The organism is Paenibacillus sp. FSL W8-0186 (assembly GCF_037969765.1).
GTDB classification, from domain to species: domain Bacteria; phylum Bacillota; class Bacilli; order Paenibacillales; family Paenibacillaceae; genus Fontibacillus; species Fontibacillus woosongensis.
This window is the reverse complement of record NZ_CP150207.1, coordinates 1,774,178-1,790,869: the sequence shown is the minus strand read 5'-3', so window position 1 is coordinate 1,790,869 and position 16,692 is coordinate 1,774,178. Positions and strand designations below refer to the sequence as shown.

The following is a 16,692-nucleotide window of genomic DNA, read 5'->3' as shown; positions in this document are numbered from 1 at the left end:
CTAAGCCGCCAGCAGCTTCCGCATGGCAAGCCAGCTCATCAGCGGAGCGGCCCCTAGACCGGCCATCAGCCATAAGATCGTCGACATATGCGGGGAACGGGTGTAGAGCCAGATAAAGATAGCTATGCCTGCTAATCTCCCGACCATCATGCTGATTTCGCGCAGAACGATCAATTCCACGCGATGCTCGGCATCCGTTTTGTCCCGACCCATTAAATCGAACACCGAAGAGATCATGGGGATAATGTACAGTGGCATGAACAACGAGGTGCCTACCCCGAATATAAGCAAGGTCATATAGCTCATTTTCCATAGCAGCGGAATGACGATGAGCGTCATCATGAATGCGCCTATCAGCATCTCCAACCAGCGGTGACGTATGGCCAGCCACTTGCCCGCCGCCCAGTAGCTGACCAAGGATACCAGGGAAGTGATCAGCATATATTGCCCGACCTTCCACTCCGAAGACGTGCTAATATAGACGAGCAAATTAATCATAAATATGAAGACCCCTTCTCTAAGACCGTAAGCGATCGACGCGGGAACGGCCTGTCTCCAGGGGCTTCCTGGCTTAAGGCGCCGCACGGGCTCCAGCCATCGGTACCCCTTGCCCCTCTCCCGTTTTTTTAAACGGAAGCTTAGCAGGACTCCTCCTCCGTACACGATCAGCGATACCGTGAAAATAACTCTGTACCCCCGTACGCCAGGCATCACTGAAATCAGCCATCCGGACAGCCACGGACCGATGATCCCAATCACCGACCCCATAACACCTACCCAACCGTTAAAGAGATCTCGATTAGCCTTGTCGGTCACTTCAAAGTAAACGACGTTGAACGCGAGCCAGAAGATCCCCGCCCCAATGCCGGATAGGATGCCAAGGGGCCAAATATAATGCACCATTCGAGCGCCGGTCGCCAGCACCAGCAAATAGAACAGTCCAGAAATGATGATCCCCAACCGCAGAATAATCATTTTATCCCGCTCCTTCACCCATTTGCCGGCAATCCAGAACGTAAGGCCTATAGCCAACTGCTGGCTAAAGGCGAACCAGCCGATCATTGTGAAGTCCTGCTTGAATTTCCATAAGTATACGTTCAGGAAGGTGCCGGACAATGCTCCAGCGAGTACGAATAAACTATTAACAGTTAACAGCAGCTTGCATTGTTGATCTAGCGCGCTCTTCATGCTTGCTCCTCCACAGGTTACTGATTTCCCCAGTAAGGATGCCCAAAAAAAGAAAAAAGCATGATCAAATCATGCTTTTTCACTCACTGTGCGAATAAAGGTGTTGCGCTCTTCCTCGGCCAAAAAGCGGCTTACGCTGAAGCAGGCCGAACATACATACACGTTAAGCTTCAGCGTTCCGGACAGCAGCGGACTCTGCATCCCCTTCGGGACGACCGGTTCAAACGAGCTGCCGCTGATCTCCTGTTGCCCTGCGTGCAGCATGTACTCGCGGCAATGCGGGCATTCCGGGACTTCATCCTGGCCATCCAGCACTTTCTCTACGCCGGATTCATAAGCGAGCAGATCCCCTCCGCCGGCTACAAAGCTCTCAACCCGGCGAATCGCGTCCAGGTGCGTATCGCCCTCTTCCCAATAATCCGCCCCTTCCTCATCACCGTCAGCTTCGTCCTCGAACTCTTCTTCATCTCCAAGCTGAATGTTCAAGGTGCGGTAGCCCTTCAGCTCATTATGGCAATAAGGGCATTGCTCCTCCGCTCCAAGCTCCTCATCCCACACGATTTCCGTTTGACACCAGGGACAAATCGTCGACTCCATATACAGCCCGTCCTTTCTAACTCGATTATGACTTCCACAGAAAAACAATCCCGCCGATCAGGAACAATATGGCGGCCACAAATATGACGCTTGTCAGGTTTTTAATAAAATTTCGCATGACGCCCCCCTTATCCTATGCAGACTCCGATCAAAAAAGATACCGATACCGATACAGACATCGCAATGAATCCAACAGCGACATTGCCCTTGGCGATTTCCTCATCGATGCGGAACACCGGGGTTAAAAATTCAAACAAAATATAAGCTGCAAAGAGCAATACGGCCCCGACCAATGACCAAATCATGAATTCATAAATCGGGGAATGGACTGCAGCATAACGAATGACGTTGCTGATACCGAAGATTTTGCCGCCCGTGGCGATCGATGCCGCCAGGTTGCCCTGCTTGATTTCCTGCCAGCAGCGATACTTGGCCACCAATTCGAAGCAGGACAAAAACACGATCAATTCCATTACAGCGATGGATAGATAGCCGATCATCAGCCCGAACGGCTGCTCCAGCAACGGTTCAATGTTTCCTGTCAATTCGCCTTCGCCCCTCCCGCTTATTTCAGCTCGGCTACCGTAACTCCCGTACCGCCTTCTCCGTAATTGCCCAACCGGTAGCTTTTTATATGTTTATGCTTGCGGAGATACTCCGATATTCCCGTCCGCAAAATTCCCGTTCCTTTACCGTGAATAATGTAAATTTGCCCCAGGTTGCCGAGATATGCCTCGTCAATGAAGCGGTCCACCTCAATCAGCGCTTCCTCCAGGTTAGCGCCCCGCAGATCGAGTTCGCTGCGCACGTTCTCGTCACGAGTACGCTTGATGCTGGCTACAGCCTTTTGAGCTGCCTTCGCCGCAGACGGGGCCGAGGCTGATATAAGCTCCAGATCATCAAGGCTGACCTTCATCTTCATAATTCCGAGCTGAACAAGCGCCTCTTTTCCGGCGAGCTCCACGACATGTCCTTTCTGGTTCAGGCTGTAGACCATAACCTCGTCGCCGGCCTCGATTTTGCGCGGGGCTTTATTCCCTTGGCGAGCCGGCCCGCTCTTCTTCCGCTTCGGCTCGGCCTCCTCCAGTTCCTTCCTGGCGGCAATCAGCTTATGCTCCTTCACAGATGCGCCCTCTTCAAGGGCAAGCTTCCGTAGGTCCTCAATGATCCGCTCGGCTTCGCTGCGCGCCTTGGCTATGATAGCTCTCGCTTCTTCCTCGGCCTTGTCAATCCGCTTGTCGCGTTCACGCGTCAGCTTGTCCAGCTCGGCTTCATGCCGCTTCCGCAGCTCCTCGAGCTCTTTGCGCAGCCGCTGCGCCGTCTCCCGCTCCTGCTCGGCGCCAAGACGGTTCTCTTCCAGCGAAGCAATCATGTGCTCGACCCGCAAATCCTCTTCCTTGACTTCACCGCGGGCAAAATCGAGGATCTGCTCCGACAATCCCAGGCGTTCTGCAATCGCAAACGCGTTGCTTCGCCCAGGCACTCCAACAAGCAGCCGGTAGGTCGGACTCAGCGTGTTCACGTCAAATTCCATGCTCGCATTGATGACACCTTTGCGTTCGTACGCGTAGGCTTTGAGTTCACTGTAATGCGTGCTCGCTACCATCCGGCATCCTAGCGAATGAATATGCTCCAGAATGGCAATGGCGAGCGCCGAGCCCTCTGCCGGATCGGTTCCCGCTCCGACTTCGTCCAGCAGCACCAGGCTCTTGGCCGTCATCCGGCGTAAAATGGAAATAATATTCGTCATATGGCTGGAAAACGTACTGAGACTTTGTTCAATGCTCTGCTCATCGCCGATATCGGCATAGATTGCATCAAACACGCAGAGCTGGCTGCCATCCTCCGCCGGAACAAACAACCCCGACATCGCCATCAGGCTCAGCAGTCCGATCGTTTTCAAAGTTACCGTCTTCCCCCCGGTATTCGGGCCAGTAACGATGATCGAGGTATACTGGTTGCCCAGCTCCACATCAATAGGTACGACTTGATCCGCCGGGATAAGCGGGTGGCGCCCCTTCTTCAGCTTTAGAAAGCCGCGGTCGTTCATGCGCGGCAGCTCAGCCTTCATCTCTCTGGCCAGGCGGGCTTTCGCAAAAATGAAGTCGAGCTGGGCAAGCACGTCGCTATCGTAGCTGAGAAGCTCGGCTTGCTCGCCGACGAGCGCCGTCAGCTTCTGTAAAATCACTTCGATTTCCCGCTCTTCCTTCAGCCTCGTCTCCCGCAGCTTGTTGTTCATGGCTACGATCGATTCAGGCTCGATGAACAAGGTTGCACCGGAGCCGGACTGATCATGGACAATGCCGCCAAAATGCCCGCGGTACTCCGCTTTCACGGGAATGACAAAGCGGTCTCCACGGATTGTGATCAGCTGATCCTGCAGCATCTTCGCAACGCTAGAGGAACGAATCATCGCATCCAGCTTCTCCCGAATCCGCACTTCGCCGCCGCGCAGCTCCCGGCGTATTTGTGCCAGCTCGGGACTGGCCGAATCCAGCACCTCCGCGCTATCGTCGATACAACGTTTGATCTGATCCTCGAGCGGTTTCTGCTCACTGAGCATATCGGTTAGCGTAAACAGCAGCTCTACGGGCTCTTCCTCATGGATGTTGGCAATATACCGCTTCACGCGGCGCGAGCCCTCAAGCGTTGTCGCGATGCCCAGCAGCTCATGCGGATTCAATGTGCCGCCGATCCGCGCCCGCTTTACGGCAGGCATAATATCGACAATCCCGCCGAAGGATGGAGCCCCTTTTAGCCGATCCACCTTAAAGGCTTCGTCTGTTCCCTGCAGCAGCCGTTTGACTTCTTCAAGGTCAGAGACGGGTGCTAGGCGTTCCGCTGCCATCTTGCCCAGCGATGTCTGAGCATATTTCACAAGCATATCTATAATTTTATGATATTCCATCGTTTTCAAAATTTTCTCATCCAAAAACGATCACAACTCCCCTCGGGACTATGTTCTAATACTTTAGCGTGATCAAAATGGAGCTTTTTGAACAACTCCTATTATAGCGAAATCACACATTTTGCGCCATTTTGCAAAGTAACACACATAAGAAACGCACTTACGGAACATTATATACACGTATACGAAACGTTAACTTGACAAAGGAGGCCTTGTGCCATGAATTTCCTGGGACACGTCGTTCGCTTTATCGTATCTGCCCTGGTACTGCTCGTCGTTGGCTGGATCGTCCCGCAATTCAGCGTAGGCGGTTTCGGCAGCGCCCTTCTGCTTGCTCTAGTCATCGCGCTTCTGGGCTGGGCTATTGAAGGGATCTTCGGCAAACGGGTTACCCCTTTCGGCCGCGGTATCGTCGGATTTCTCGCCAGCGCTTTGGTCATCTGGCTTGCGCAGTTTATCATCTCGGGTGTATCCGTATCGATTCTCGGAGCGCTGCTGGCCGCTCTCGTCATTGGGATTATCGACCTGTTCATCCCGATCGGCTCGCCGTTCGATGCAGCGAAGAACAAATCAGACCGTTAGCCCTCTGGCTGCCGGTTTGCAAGCAGCTCCCTGCCTTATAAGCAGGGAGCTGCTTGCATTTAACCCGAGAGTTCATGAATATTTCAAATCCTTGGCAGTCAAGTCCATTTTTTTGCGTTATGATATAAATAAATTCGCGATTTGTCACAAAATACTTTGTATTTAGGGGGATTTTTATGAAAAAAGCCATTGCTATTATGATTAGTTCTATGCTATTGGTTCTCCTGGCTGCATGCGGCGGCGGCTCCAGCAGCGGTGCCGGGGAAAGCAATCTGACACCCGAATCGGAAATCGTCATCGAGGCGACAAACTTCAAATTCGATCAGGAGGAATATCGCGTCAAGAAGGATTCTCCGGTGAAAATTACGTTCAAGAACGTTGAAGGCAACCACGGAATCATCATTCCTGCCCTCAAGCTGGAGCTTAAAGGCAAAAGCCAATCCAAAGTCGTTGTTCCTAAAGAAACAGGAGAATTTGAAATCGCCTGCTCTATTATGTGCGGTTCCGGACACTCTGGCATGGTCTCCAAACTGATCGTCGAAGAATAAATCATAACGAAGAGCCTTCGGTCATCCGAGGGCTCTTCTCTTATGCCATCAATCACTTCCGGCCTGTTCGATCAGTTCGATCCACTCATTAAATTCTGTCTGGAGCTTCGTATAATCGTCCTTCAACCGGTCGTACTCGGCCTTCGTCTTCTCCAAGCTCTCGCGCTCCATTTCGCGAGCCGTTTGCAGCAGCCTGTATTCGTGGGATACGACCTCATAGCTGCCCGAGATTTCTTGAAGCTGCTCTTCAAGCCGCTGCTTCTGCTCCTCCAGCTCGCGATATTGTGAAGACAGATCCATCACCTGCTCTCCGCCTGCCGCGCACTGCTGCTGCCATTCCTGCAGCTGGCGCTGAAGCTCAGCTTCCGTCTCACGCCAGGAGACGAGCTCCTGCTCGGCTGAAGCGAGCTGCTGTCTCCACTCCTGCTCTCTCCGTTCGGCAGCAAGGCGAGAGTCCTCCTGCTCCTCGGCAAGGGAAACATAGCCTTGCAACTCCAGTTCCAATTCTTTCAGCTTGTCGCCAAGCTGCTGCACTTCCTCACGCAAGCGGGCATTTTCCTGTGCGGTTGTCCCCGCAGACTGCAGAGTATTCTCATGCTCCTGTCTGACCCGGTTTAATTGAGTTTTAAGAAGTTCCGCTTCCTGGGCCAGTTTTACTGCACTAGCCTGTTCGCTCTCATAGTTCTCCCGTGCAGCCGCAGCCTCCTTCTTCGCCGAATTTAATTCGGATTGCAGCTGTTCTCCCAGCTCGGAGGCCTCTAAGAGGCTGATTTCAAGCCGGCTGATCTCCTCATTTCTTTTCTCCGCCAGCCTCTGCCATGATTTCTCGTTCTGAGCCGCTTCGGATGCTTCCGCACGGAGCTTCTCCTCACGGACTTTGGCTTCCTGAAGCTGCCCCTGCTGTCGCTTCTTCTCCTCTTCAGCTGCTTGCAGCGACTGCTGGAGGCTACTCGTTTGCCGCTCCAGCTTCGCGACACTATCCTTCAAGCGCTGCTCCGCAGCCTTCGCGCTATGCTCGCGCTGCATGGCTCCCTTCAGCTGCTCGGCGAGCTTCTCACGTTCTTCCTTCTCGCGCTTGACCTCCTGTTCCGTCCCGCGCAGCTTCGCCTGCAGCTGAGACGAGCTCGCTCTCTGCTCCTTGAGCTCGCGCTCCAGGTCGCTGATACGAGCATGAAGCTTGCGGACGATCGCTTCCTGCTCCTTGAGCGACGCCTCGGCCTTGGTCAACTGCTCGGAGGACGCTTTCTTCTCGCTCTTGAGCTGGTGATGCTCCTCCTGCAACTGCTGATGCGCCTTCTCCTGCTTGGATTGGAGCGCCTGCATCACGGATATTTCCTGAGCAAGCCCCGCCTTCTCATGCTCCATCTTCTGCAGTTCTTCCTTGAGCTGCTCCGTCTTCATCGCCTCTTCGGCCATGCGGACAGCAGCGAGCACCGCTAAACGCGGGGTATCCAAATGGGAGTACATTTTGGCTATGGCTTGCATATGGTTATCGACGCGGCGCGCTACCTCTTTCATGTAATCGGCGCTGCTGCCTACGATCTTATAAGATGTACCGTAAATTTCAACATTTACACTAATACGGTCAGGGGTAGTCAAAATGTTGTGCCTCCTTCGGTCCTTACGTTTCATCTAAGGTGTCTGTCCTTGCACGAAAGTCACATCGAATCGATGCTTACACTTGATTCGATGTGACTCTGTTCAATTCCTGCTATTTTCTTAATTCAGCTGCAAAAGTTTGCTCAAGCACCGACACGACTTGGCCATGAACGGCAGCGATCTCCTCATCGGTTAGTGTGCGCTCTTTGTGACGGTATACCAAAGACAAGGCGACGCTCTTCTTGTTCTCGCCAAGCTTGCTGCCCGTATAGACGTCAAATACACTCAGTTCTTCCAGCAGTTCGCCAGCCGCATTCCGAATAGCGGCCAGAAGAGCTCCCGCCTCTACGTCCGCATCCACGACAACGGCAATGTCGCGCTGCATGGAAGGGAATCTAGGCAGCTCGCGGTATACGGCAGTATCCCCCGCATACTGGTATACCGGCTCTAGAAGCAGCTCCGCAACATAAGTATCCTCAAGATCGTGCTCACGCTGCAGTTCAGGATGAAGCTGACCAAGCGAGCCGAGATGTTGTTTGCCTGCAGGCGCATTTAAATAGACGGAAGCCGACCGCCCAGGATGGAAGCCTTCCGGCGCATCCGCTTCGTAGCTGACAAGATCGCTGATTCCAAGATATGCGAAAATGCTCTCCAGCACACCCTTGAGATCGAAGAAATCGACCTTCTCTGGACTTGCGTTCCAACGCTTCTCTTCGCGATCCCCTGCAAGCAGCAAGCCCAGCACTGGAATCTCCGCAGGCTGCTTCGTTAATTTCTCCTCGTTCGTCAGGAAGACGCTGCCCATCTCGAACAAGGCCAGATTGTCCTGCTTGCGATTACGGTTGTAGGCGGCAATCTGAATAAGGCCTGGAATAAGACTCATGCGGAGCACACTACGATCCTCGCTCATCGGCATTGCCAGCTTCACTTCGTTTCCGCCTGCCCCCAGCTTAGGAAACTGCGGGCCAAAACCTTCATGGATGAAGGAGTATCCCATGACCTCCTGCAAGCCTCCGTGTACGAGCAAACCTCTCAATGCGCGGCGAAGTGCCTGTGGTTTCGTATACCCGCCAGCCGTCGTCGGCCCTTCGATTGCTGTCGTCGGGATGTTGTCGTAGCCATACAGGCGCGCTACCTCCTCAATGAGATCCACGTCACGCGTAATATCGCCGCGGCGTGTCGGCACGCGAACCTCCAGCACATTATCCGCTGAATCCCCGCACTCGAAATGCAGTCTTGCAAAAATCGCCTTGGTCTCCAGCGTGGAAATATCCGTTCCCAAATACGCATTCAATTTCGTCAAGGAGAGACGAATGATCTTGTCCTCCGCCTCTGAGACGACGGATTCAACGATTCCCTGGTGCACCTTGCCCCCGGCATAGAGCGCCATCAATTCAGCCGCCCGATTTAGGGCAGGCAGCACCGCAGCAGAATCGACCTCCTTCTCGAAACGCAGCGAAGCCTCGGAACGCAGTCCCAGATTACGCGATGTTTTGCGTACGGAGCCCCCATCGAATTTAGCCGATTCGAGAACGATATTTACCGTGTTCTCTGTAACCTCCGTATGAAGACCGCCCATGACTCCGGCGAGGCCGACCGGCCGATCTTCTCCGTCGACGATCAACAAGGCGCCCGCTTCCAATTCCCTCTCCTGGCCATCCAGCGTGACCAGTTTCTCGCCTGCTTTTGCTTCGCGTACCCCAATTACGCCGCCTTGAAGGGTATCCGCGTCAAAAGCATGCAGCGGCTGGCCGTATTCCAGCATGACGTAATTCGTAATGTCCACAATGTTATTGATCGGACGGATGCCCGCCGCCATCAGACGATTCTGCATCCATTGCGGGGAGGAGCCGATCGTCACTCCGGAAATATATCTGACCGCATAGCGGCTGCACAGCCCTTTCGCGTCGATTCTGACGGAAATCCGTTCCTTGGCAGGCTCTCCTGCCTCGATCAGATTCTTGTCCGGCTCCGGCAGTCTCACGTCCCTGCCAAGAATCGCCGCCACCTCGTAGGCTGCTCCGAGCATGCTCAGGCAGTCCGATCTGTTCGGCGTAAGATCGAAATCAAGCACCTTATCGTCAAGCCCGAGCAGCTGCGAGATCGGTGTACCGATTTCGGTGCTCTCCGGCAGTACGAGAATGCCCTCCTGCTGCTCCTTCGGCAGCAGCTTGTCATTCAGGCCAAGCTCTTTGGCCGAGCAGATCATCCCTTGGGAGAGCACGCCCCGCAGCTTGGCCTTCTTGATGTCCAGTCCGCCCGGCAGTTTGGCGCCGACGAGCGCGACAGGCACCATTTGGCCGGCATCCACGTTTTTGGCGCCGCAGACGATCTGCAGGTCTTCCTCCTGGCCGGCATCGACGATACATACGTTCAGCTTATCCGCATCAGGATGCTTCTCCTTGCTTTTCACATAACCGGCAACTACTTTCGTAACTCCCTTGTTCCGGTCCTCAATTGCATCGATCTCAATGCCGGAGCGGGTAATTTGCTCCGCCAAATCCTCGATGTTGACTTGCTCCAGTGATACATATTCCGACAACCATCCGGTTGATACTTTCATGCCAGTTCCCTTCTTTCTTATACAGGTTTAAATTCGGGCGAACTGCCCCAAGAAGCGCAAATCATTATTAAAGAAATGACGAATATCGTCTACGCCATATTTAAGCATCGCAATCCGCTCTACGCCCATCCCGAAGGCAAAACCGCTGTATTGCTCCGGATCGTAGCCGCTCATTTCCAGGACGCGAGGATGTACCATGCCGCTGCCCAAAATCTCCAGCCATCCGGTCTGTTTACATACCCGGCAGCCGTTCCCGCCGCACTTGACGCAGGTAACATCCACTTCAACGCTAGGTTCGGTGAACGGGAAAAAGCTTGGCCGCAGCCGGATTTGCGTGTTCGGTCCGAACATCTCGCGCGTAAATTGGAGCAAGGTGCCCTTCAAGTCGCTCATCCGAATGTTTTTGCCGATCACGAGCCCTTCGATCTGGTGGAACTGGAACGAATGCGTAGCATCGTCATCATCGCGCCGGTACACGCGCCCCGGGCAGATCACCTTGACAGGGACCTCGCCCTTCATCGCCTCCATCGTCCGCACCTGAACCGGAGAAGTCTGCGTGCGCATCAGCAAATCTTCCGTCAAATAGAAAGAGTCCTGCATGTCACGAGCAGGGTGGTTCTTGGGCAGATTCAGCGCCTCAAAGTTATAGTAATCCGTCTCAACCTCTGGACCTTCCGCAATGCGATAGCCCATCCCGATGAAAATATCCTCGATATCCTGGATAACCTGGTTGAGCGGATGGATGCCTCCCTGCTTTAATGGGCGGCCAGGCAAGGTGACGTCTACCTTCTCCGCCGCAAGACGCTCTTCCGTCTCGCGTCTTTGGAAATACTGCTGCTTCTCTTCCACCAGCTCTTCGATCGCTGAGCGGACTTCATTCGCTACCTGCCCGATGACGGGACGTTCCTCCGCGCTCAACGCGCCCATGCCCCGCAAAATTTCAGTCAATGCACCCTTCTTGCCCAAATATTTGACCCGAAGGTCGTTTAATTGAGCTGCATCAGCCACGGCATTCAATTGGGCCACAGCTTCATGTTTGAGTGCTTCCAAACGTTCTTTCATGGATAATCCTCCTTAGTATTGAATAAAAGAAAAACGTCTATCGACGTACATTCTCAGCAGACAGACCGCCGATATCCAACAAAAAAAGGCCTTCTCTCCCAGAAAGGGACGAAAAGACCGTGGTACCACCCTTGTTAGAGCATAAGCAGAATTTGCACATACATGCCCGCAAAGCATCGCCGCAATTCAGGACAAACCGCTAACCTGCCAGTTGACTCTCACTCGAACGACATAACGGATCGCGGCCGGTATCCCCTACTTATCGCTGCCCAAAACATTGCTGCACGCGGGTTCAAGGAACTGCTCAGGAGCGAACTTCGGCAGTCTGTTTCCCTAGAGACGCTCTCAATCCGCGGCGGCTCTTCCCTGTTAGGAGGCTTCTGCTTACTCTTCTCCATCATTGCATTTGCTTTAATTATCGCCTCGTCTTCATAGCCTAAGGCGATGGCTTATCTGTTATTATATGAAAAGTTCGCAGCGATGGCAAGGCTGGCGCTTTATTTTATCATATGCCGTAAATATGTTAAATTAAATACACTGACCTCATGTCCAAGGAGCTGACAAAATGAACGGAAATCTCCGCAGCAATGTTAAACCTGGCCTTACCGTTGATATCGTTCTCAAAAAAGATCAGGCCACCGGCCGGCTGACCCGCGGGATCGTAAAGGACATCCTGACCAACTCGCCGAACCATCCCCATGGAATCAAAGTTCGCCTGCAGGATGGCCAAGTAGGCCGCGTTAAAACGATTATAGCCGACTCTAATAACGAAATACGGACGACAGAATAAATTTCTGGGCAGTCTATGCAAACAGAACGGACAGCATCAGCTGCCCGTTCTTCTTTATTTTCTAAACATATCAGGACTACGCTCATTACCACGAACTGCGGTCGTTCCCCGTATCCTTTGACCTGCGATAGTTCGTCCGCTCCCAATCTTCATCCCGTTCACTTATGGTTCGCTTTCCGTTTTCCGGCGGAATTTCTTGATAGAAAGTTCCCGCTGTTTCTCTCGTCTCCATTTCCGTTCCAGTACTTGGCACTCCAGTCTCTCTAGACATGGTGGCATTCGCATTCGCAGGATGAGTGTCGTCTAATCCGAAATTCCGGGAATTCATTGCCCGGTTATTGCGGAAAATCTGATAAATATCGTTCCTTTGGGCATCATTCCCGTCCACGAGTACCAAGATTCTGCCATGCTCTACGTGACTGCCGTACTCCTTAGCTTCATTCTCGGGAATGCCCAAGCCGATTAGTCCTCCGACCAGCCCCCCTGCTCCCGCGCCAACTGCCGCTCCCGTTAATGTAGCTGCAATAGGGCCGGCTGCAACGATCGGGCCGATTCCTGGTATCGCCAGCGCTCCTAGGCCTGCCAGCAGTCCTGTAAGACCGCCTACGAGGCCTCCGGCAGCCGCTCCCGAAGCGACGCCTTCCGGCGCTTTCGTTCCCGTCTCCTCGCGCATGGCATCCATGTGGTCTTTGTTTCGTCCAACCACAGAAATGTCATCGGTTGAGAAGCCGTATCGTTTCAGATCCTCTATTGCATTTGTTGCATCCTGTTCCGAAGCAAAGACGCCTACAATTTTGTGCATCATATCGCATACCTCCTCAGGAATGTCTGATCAAATACGCTACACTGGATAATTAACCATTATGACGACATTTAAACGGAGGAAGCGGATGGGTTCTCTTCCCCGCCCGCTGTATAATAAAAAAAACTGCCTACTAGGCAGTTTGTCATTTCTTATGGAGCGGGTGATGGGAATACTCAGCCACTTGATTGAAATGCGATCCTTCGGCTCGCGAATAGAGGTTTTGGCTGACGCGCGTCCTGCCCAGGTTTTTTCGAGATGCTTTCACGGACGGTCGAAGCCCTTTGTGGGTTCTCTCCCCCACCCGCCAAATCAAAAAAACTGCCTATTGGCAGTTTATCAATTGCTTTATGGAGCGGGTGATGGGAATCGAACCCACGCTACCAGCTTGGAAGGCTGGAGTTCTACCATTGAACTACACCCGCAGCTCTGCCCACAAAAGTGAAGATAAGCTTCTAGTAAACTTCTGCAAGGGCAACTATATTATGGTCGGGACGACACGATTTGAACATGCGACCCCCTGGTCCCAAACCAGGTGCTCTACCAAGCTGAGCTACGTCCCGAGGCTTCAATCGAGCAAGCTGCTCGTGAAGACAAAAATAAATATACCACTTCTGTTCCATCAATGCAACAGCTAATTTATTACAATTGGTCCGCGTACCTGAACAACTTTGTTATAACAATGAGGATTGACCTATCCGGCAATACGGGTGAGAAAACGGCGCTCAAACAATCCTGCAGGCACCGGCTTGCTGAACAAATAACCTTGCCCCTCATGGCAATTCTGCAGCTTGAGAAATTCAAGCTGCTCCTCGTTCTCGACCCCTTCAGCTGTGACTTTCAGCTGCAGATGATGCGCCATCATCGCAATGGTGGAGACAATAGCCGCTCCGCTTCCGTCCAGCATAACCTCCTTGACGAAGGAACGATCGATTTTGAGACGGTCGATCGGCAGCGTCTTCAAATAGTAAAGAGAGCTGTATCCCGTGCCGAAATCGTCAATGCTAATGTGAACACCTAGCCGCTTCAGTCTCTGAAGCTGCTCAAAAGCCGTGTCGATGTCGAATGTCATGCTTTCCGTCACTTCCAGCTCCAAATATTTTGCTTCCAGGCCGACCTCCTGCAAAATACAATCGACTTTATCGGCCAAATTGTGCTGGCGGAATTGCCGCATGGATAAGTTGACGGACACGCATATCGGGGTATAACCATCGTCCTGCCACTTCTTGTTATAGCTGCAGGCGGTACGCAGCACCCATTCCCCCAGCGGAACAATCAGTCCGCTGTCTTCAGCGACCGGAATGAACTCGCCCGGCGAAAGCACTCCCCGGCGTGGATGGTTCCAGCGCACCAGGGCCTCCATGCCAACTACCCGGCCGCTGTCGAGGCTGACCTGAGGCTGAAATTCAAGGAAAAATTCCTCCCGCTCCAAGCCTTTCCGCATATCGTTCTCCAGCTCTATTCGGGATTGGGTCTGATTCTTGATCGCAGCCGTATAGCGGACGAATTCCAGGCCCTGTTCCTTCCCATTATGTACAGCCATATCGGCATTTTGAATGATTTGCTCTACATTTTGGCCGTCAAGGGGGTATATGGAGAGCCCCATGCTCAGGGAAATATGATACTCGGTATTTTCAATCGTTACCGCCGGGTGAATCGATTTAAGCAGCTGCAATGCCCTGATCTCGATCGCCCGCGGATCCGAATATTCCGGGATCGTGACCGCAAATTCGTCTTCTCCCATACGGTAGACGCCCTCCTCTGGTAAACAGCGCCGGCTCACCCGCGCTCCCAAATCGGTTAGCAGCTTGTCGCCCGCACGATATCCAAAAGCATCATTAATCGCCTTGAAGCGATTGATGTTCAGGACAGCCACTCCCGTGTAAAGCCCCGTCCTGCCTTCTGGCACCAAATGGCCGGCCAGCCGTTCCTTCAGCCTTCGAAGATTAGGCAGATTCGTCAAATCATCGTGATAGGCCATATGCATCATTTGAGCCTCGGCAAGCTGTTGGCCGCGAAACGGCTCCTCAATCGTTAGGCGGTAGACCCCTTTTAACACGTAATAATAGGAAATAGCCGTAAACCATTCCCCGGCAACATGGGCAATTCCAATATCGAAGGGCTCCGCTGCCGTCAGTAATATATGCCCGATCATCATAAATAAAAGCGCACAGACGACTGTTAATGCCGCTGGCGGACGCTCCTTCCGGTACCGGTACAATATCGCGAATATTCCGAGCGTATACAGAAAGGGCACGACAATCCAGACCGCCTGCTTCGTTGTCCCGGGAGCCTGATTCCCGAGAAGCTGGGGAAGCTGAAACTGGTATTTGTACAGCAGTACGATACCTACTAGCAGCAACACTGACGCTCCTGAAAAAGCAGCCGCTTTATGGCGCATGGACACCTGCTTGTCCGGCACACTGAAAATAAACAGCATCCCTAACGCCCCGAGCAAATGGGACAATAGCATGAACCACGCGGAGACCGTATATCCAGGCATAAAACCAAACAAAGAAACGCCGACGAAAGTGGCGATATGAAGCACATCCAATGTACCGACGATGAAAAACAACACGGCAGAGTAAAGACGCTGCCTGGACAGTTTGTCCGTAAATAGCATCCAGCCCTGCGCAAAGACTGCGAAGGCCACCGCTCCATACATCAGCCCTGCGAGCAAATACATCGCCAGACGGGCCGAAGCAGAGATAACGGGAGTATCAATGGCTGTTGAAAGATAAACAACACCCAGCATCGCCAGCAAACCGAGCGAGCCCTGAATGATCGTAGACTTCTCTTCTTTCCTGATTTCCATAATATTCAACCCCCGGAAATGGTAAAATGCGGTGCCCAGTCATGTTGCGTTTAACGAAACTAGGTATTATCCCGATGGTTTGCAGCTATTAATATTTCAACATTTTTCGTTTATTTTCCTGCTTCTTTAGCAAAAAAAAGCGCCATGGTTTGTTTCACCATGACGCTAGAGTTCCATTATTTTTTTTCAAAGCTCACTTCAGGCGTCGTCAGCTTATCGTAGAATTCTACCGCTTTGTCCTTGTCAGCCGAAGCGCGCAAAGCCATGGCCGAACGCGGATGCTCATCCAGAGTTCCCGTAATCATGTAAGGGATAAGGTAACCCCATTCTTCCTTCTCACGGAGCGGAATCATCAGTTCTTCCAATACCCCAAGTACAGGGCGAAGATTGTATTTTGTATTTTTCAAATGAGTAACGAGCAGCTCTGTAGGGCAGTTGCCCGCCGCGCGGCCCATGCCGTATACTGAAGCATCCAGCAGCTCAACGCCCAGGTCTGCAGCGACCAGCGTATTAGAGAATGCAAGCTGCATATTGTTATGCGTATGGACCCCAAGCCGCTTATTCGGCAAATGCGTCTTAAATTTGTTGACCAAGTGCTCCATGTCTTTGTAATCCAGGCTGCCGTAGGAGTCTACAATGTAAACTACGTCTACTACGCTCTCCTTGATCATTTCGAACGCTTCGAGCAGCTCGTGCTCCATCACATTGGACAGCGCCATGATATTAATCGTCGTCTCATATCCGCGGTCATGGAATACTTGGACAAGCTGCAGAGCTTTATCTACGTCCTTAACATAGCAAGCCACGCGAATGAGGTCGAGAAGGCTCTCGCTGCGCGGCAAAATATCATTCTCGTCAACGCGGCCAATATCTACAAGCGCGGAAAGCTTAGTATGACCCTTTTGCGGGATTACTGTACGCAAAAATTCATCGTCTAGGAAGCGCCAAGGACCTGCATCATCGGCACCCTTCAACAGCTTCGGAGAATTTTTATATCCGATTTCCATATAATCAACGCCAGCTTCATTAAGTCCGGCATACAGCTTCTGCACAAACTCCACACTGAAATCCCAGTTGTTGACTAATCCGCCGTCGCGGATGGTGCAATCTACAATTTTGCTCTGATTCACTTTCATGTTACCGATTCCCTTCGTCGTATGTTTTACTATCCATCTTACTTTAATAGAATTCAAAAAGTAAAGTAATTATTGTAAGCTAACCTCTTCTTATGAATATGT

The 16,692-nt window shown here is 52.4% G+C and carries 13 protein-coding genes and 2 tRNA genes; 3 read left to right on the top strand and 12 right to left on the bottom strand.

The window, feature by feature from the left end; translation table 11 throughout:
- From MKX50_RS07760 to MKX50_RS07745, 4 genes are all read right to left on the bottom strand, one after another.
- Window positions 1–1,188 carry an MFS transporter gene (locus MKX50_RS07760; protein ID WP_339159073.1) on the bottom strand — a complete coding sequence of 396 codons (1,188 nt, stop codon included), beginning with the start codon at window positions 1,186–1,188 and terminating at the stop codon, window positions 1–3.
- Window positions 1,189–1,257: 69 nt separating this feature from the next.
- On the bottom strand, window positions 1,258–1,785 hold the full coding sequence (locus MKX50_RS07755; RefSeq protein ID WP_155609356.1) for a hypothetical protein: 528 nt from the start codon (window positions 1,783–1,785) through the stop codon (window positions 1,258–1,260).
- A gap of 128 nt (window positions 1,786–1,913) precedes the next feature.
- Window positions 1,914–2,330 carry a DUF350 domain-containing protein gene (locus MKX50_RS07750; RefSeq protein WP_196427048.1) on the bottom strand — a complete coding sequence of 139 codons (417 nt, stop codon included), beginning with the start codon at window positions 2,328–2,330 and terminating at the stop codon, window positions 1,914–1,916.
- Between the two features lie 20 nt (window positions 2,331–2,350).
- Window positions 2,351–4,717, bottom strand: a complete 2,367-nt coding sequence (locus tag MKX50_RS07745; RefSeq protein ID WP_213589081.1) for an endonuclease MutS2 — start codon at window positions 4,715–4,717, stop codon at window positions 2,351–2,353.
- A 195-nt stretch (window positions 4,718–4,912) separates the two neighbouring features.
- Here MKX50_RS07745 and MKX50_RS07740 point away from each other — a divergent pair, with 195 nt between their 5' ends.
- Window positions 4,913–5,275, top strand: a complete 363-nt coding sequence (locus tag MKX50_RS07740) for a phage holin family protein (RefSeq protein ID WP_213589082.1) — start codon at window positions 4,913–4,915, stop codon at window positions 5,273–5,275.
- 176 nt (window positions 5,276–5,451) lie between these two features.
- A complete protein-coding gene (locus MKX50_RS07735) occupies window positions 5,452–5,823 on the top strand; it encodes a cytochrome C oxidase subunit II (RefSeq protein ID WP_213589083.1) in 372 nt (123 codons plus the stop codon).
- Between the two features lie 48 nt (window positions 5,824–5,871).
- Here MKX50_RS07735 and MKX50_RS07730 read toward each other — a convergent pair whose 3' ends face one another.
- The 3 genes from MKX50_RS07730 to pheS all read right to left on the bottom strand — a co-directional run bounded on the left by MKX50_RS07730 (window position 5,872) and on the right by pheS (window position 11,047).
- Entirely contained in the window at window positions 5,872–7,422 is a 1,551-nt protein-coding gene (locus tag MKX50_RS07730; RefSeq protein ID WP_213589084.1) for a hypothetical protein, read from the bottom strand.
- A 112-nt stretch (window positions 7,423–7,534) separates the two neighbouring features.
- Window positions 7,535–9,985, bottom strand: a complete 2,451-nt coding sequence (gene pheT, locus MKX50_RS07725) for a phenylalanine--tRNA ligase subunit beta (RefSeq protein ID WP_339159071.1) — start codon at window positions 9,983–9,985, stop codon at window positions 7,535–7,537.
- Window positions 9,986–10,012: 27 nt separating this feature from the next.
- Window positions 10,013–11,047, bottom strand: a complete 1,035-nt coding sequence (gene pheS / locus MKX50_RS07720; protein WP_155609362.1) for a phenylalanine--tRNA ligase subunit alpha — start codon at window positions 11,045–11,047, stop codon at window positions 10,013–10,015.
- A gap of 565 nt (window positions 11,048–11,612) precedes the next feature.
- Here pheS and MKX50_RS07715 point away from each other — a divergent pair.
- Window positions 11,613–11,837, top strand: coding sequence for a YwbE family protein (locus tag MKX50_RS07715; RefSeq protein WP_213589086.1), 225 nt, complete (start codon window positions 11,613–11,615; stop codon window positions 11,835–11,837).
- 85 nt (window positions 11,838–11,922) lie between these two features.
- Here MKX50_RS07715 and MKX50_RS07710 read toward each other — a convergent pair whose 3' ends face one another.
- The 5 genes from MKX50_RS07710 to MKX50_RS07690 all read right to left on the bottom strand — a co-directional run bounded on the left by MKX50_RS07710 (window position 11,923) and on the right by MKX50_RS07690 (window position 16,590).
- On the bottom strand, window positions 11,923–12,642 hold the full coding sequence (locus MKX50_RS07710) for a general stress protein (RefSeq protein ID WP_213589087.1): 720 nt from the start codon (window positions 12,640–12,642) through the stop codon (window positions 11,923–11,925).
- Between the two features lie 348 nt (window positions 12,643–12,990).
- Window positions 12,991–13,064: transfer RNA gene (locus MKX50_RS07705), tRNA-Gly, on the bottom strand.
- Between the two features lie 61 nt (window positions 13,065–13,125).
- Window positions 13,126–13,202, bottom strand: a tRNA-Pro gene (locus tag MKX50_RS07700).
- 131 nt (window positions 13,203–13,333) lie between these two features.
- Window positions 13,334–15,454, bottom strand: a complete 2,121-nt coding sequence (locus tag MKX50_RS07695) for an EAL domain-containing protein (RefSeq protein ID WP_213589088.1) — start codon at window positions 15,452–15,454, stop codon at window positions 13,334–13,336.
- A 176-nt stretch (window positions 15,455–15,630) separates the two neighbouring features.
- Window positions 15,631–16,590 (bottom strand): aldolase catalytic domain-containing protein, encoded by a 960-nt coding sequence (locus MKX50_RS07690; protein WP_155609366.1) that lies wholly within the window; start codon window positions 16,588–16,590, stop codon window positions 15,631–15,633.
- Window positions 16,591–16,692 lie beyond the last annotated feature (102 nt).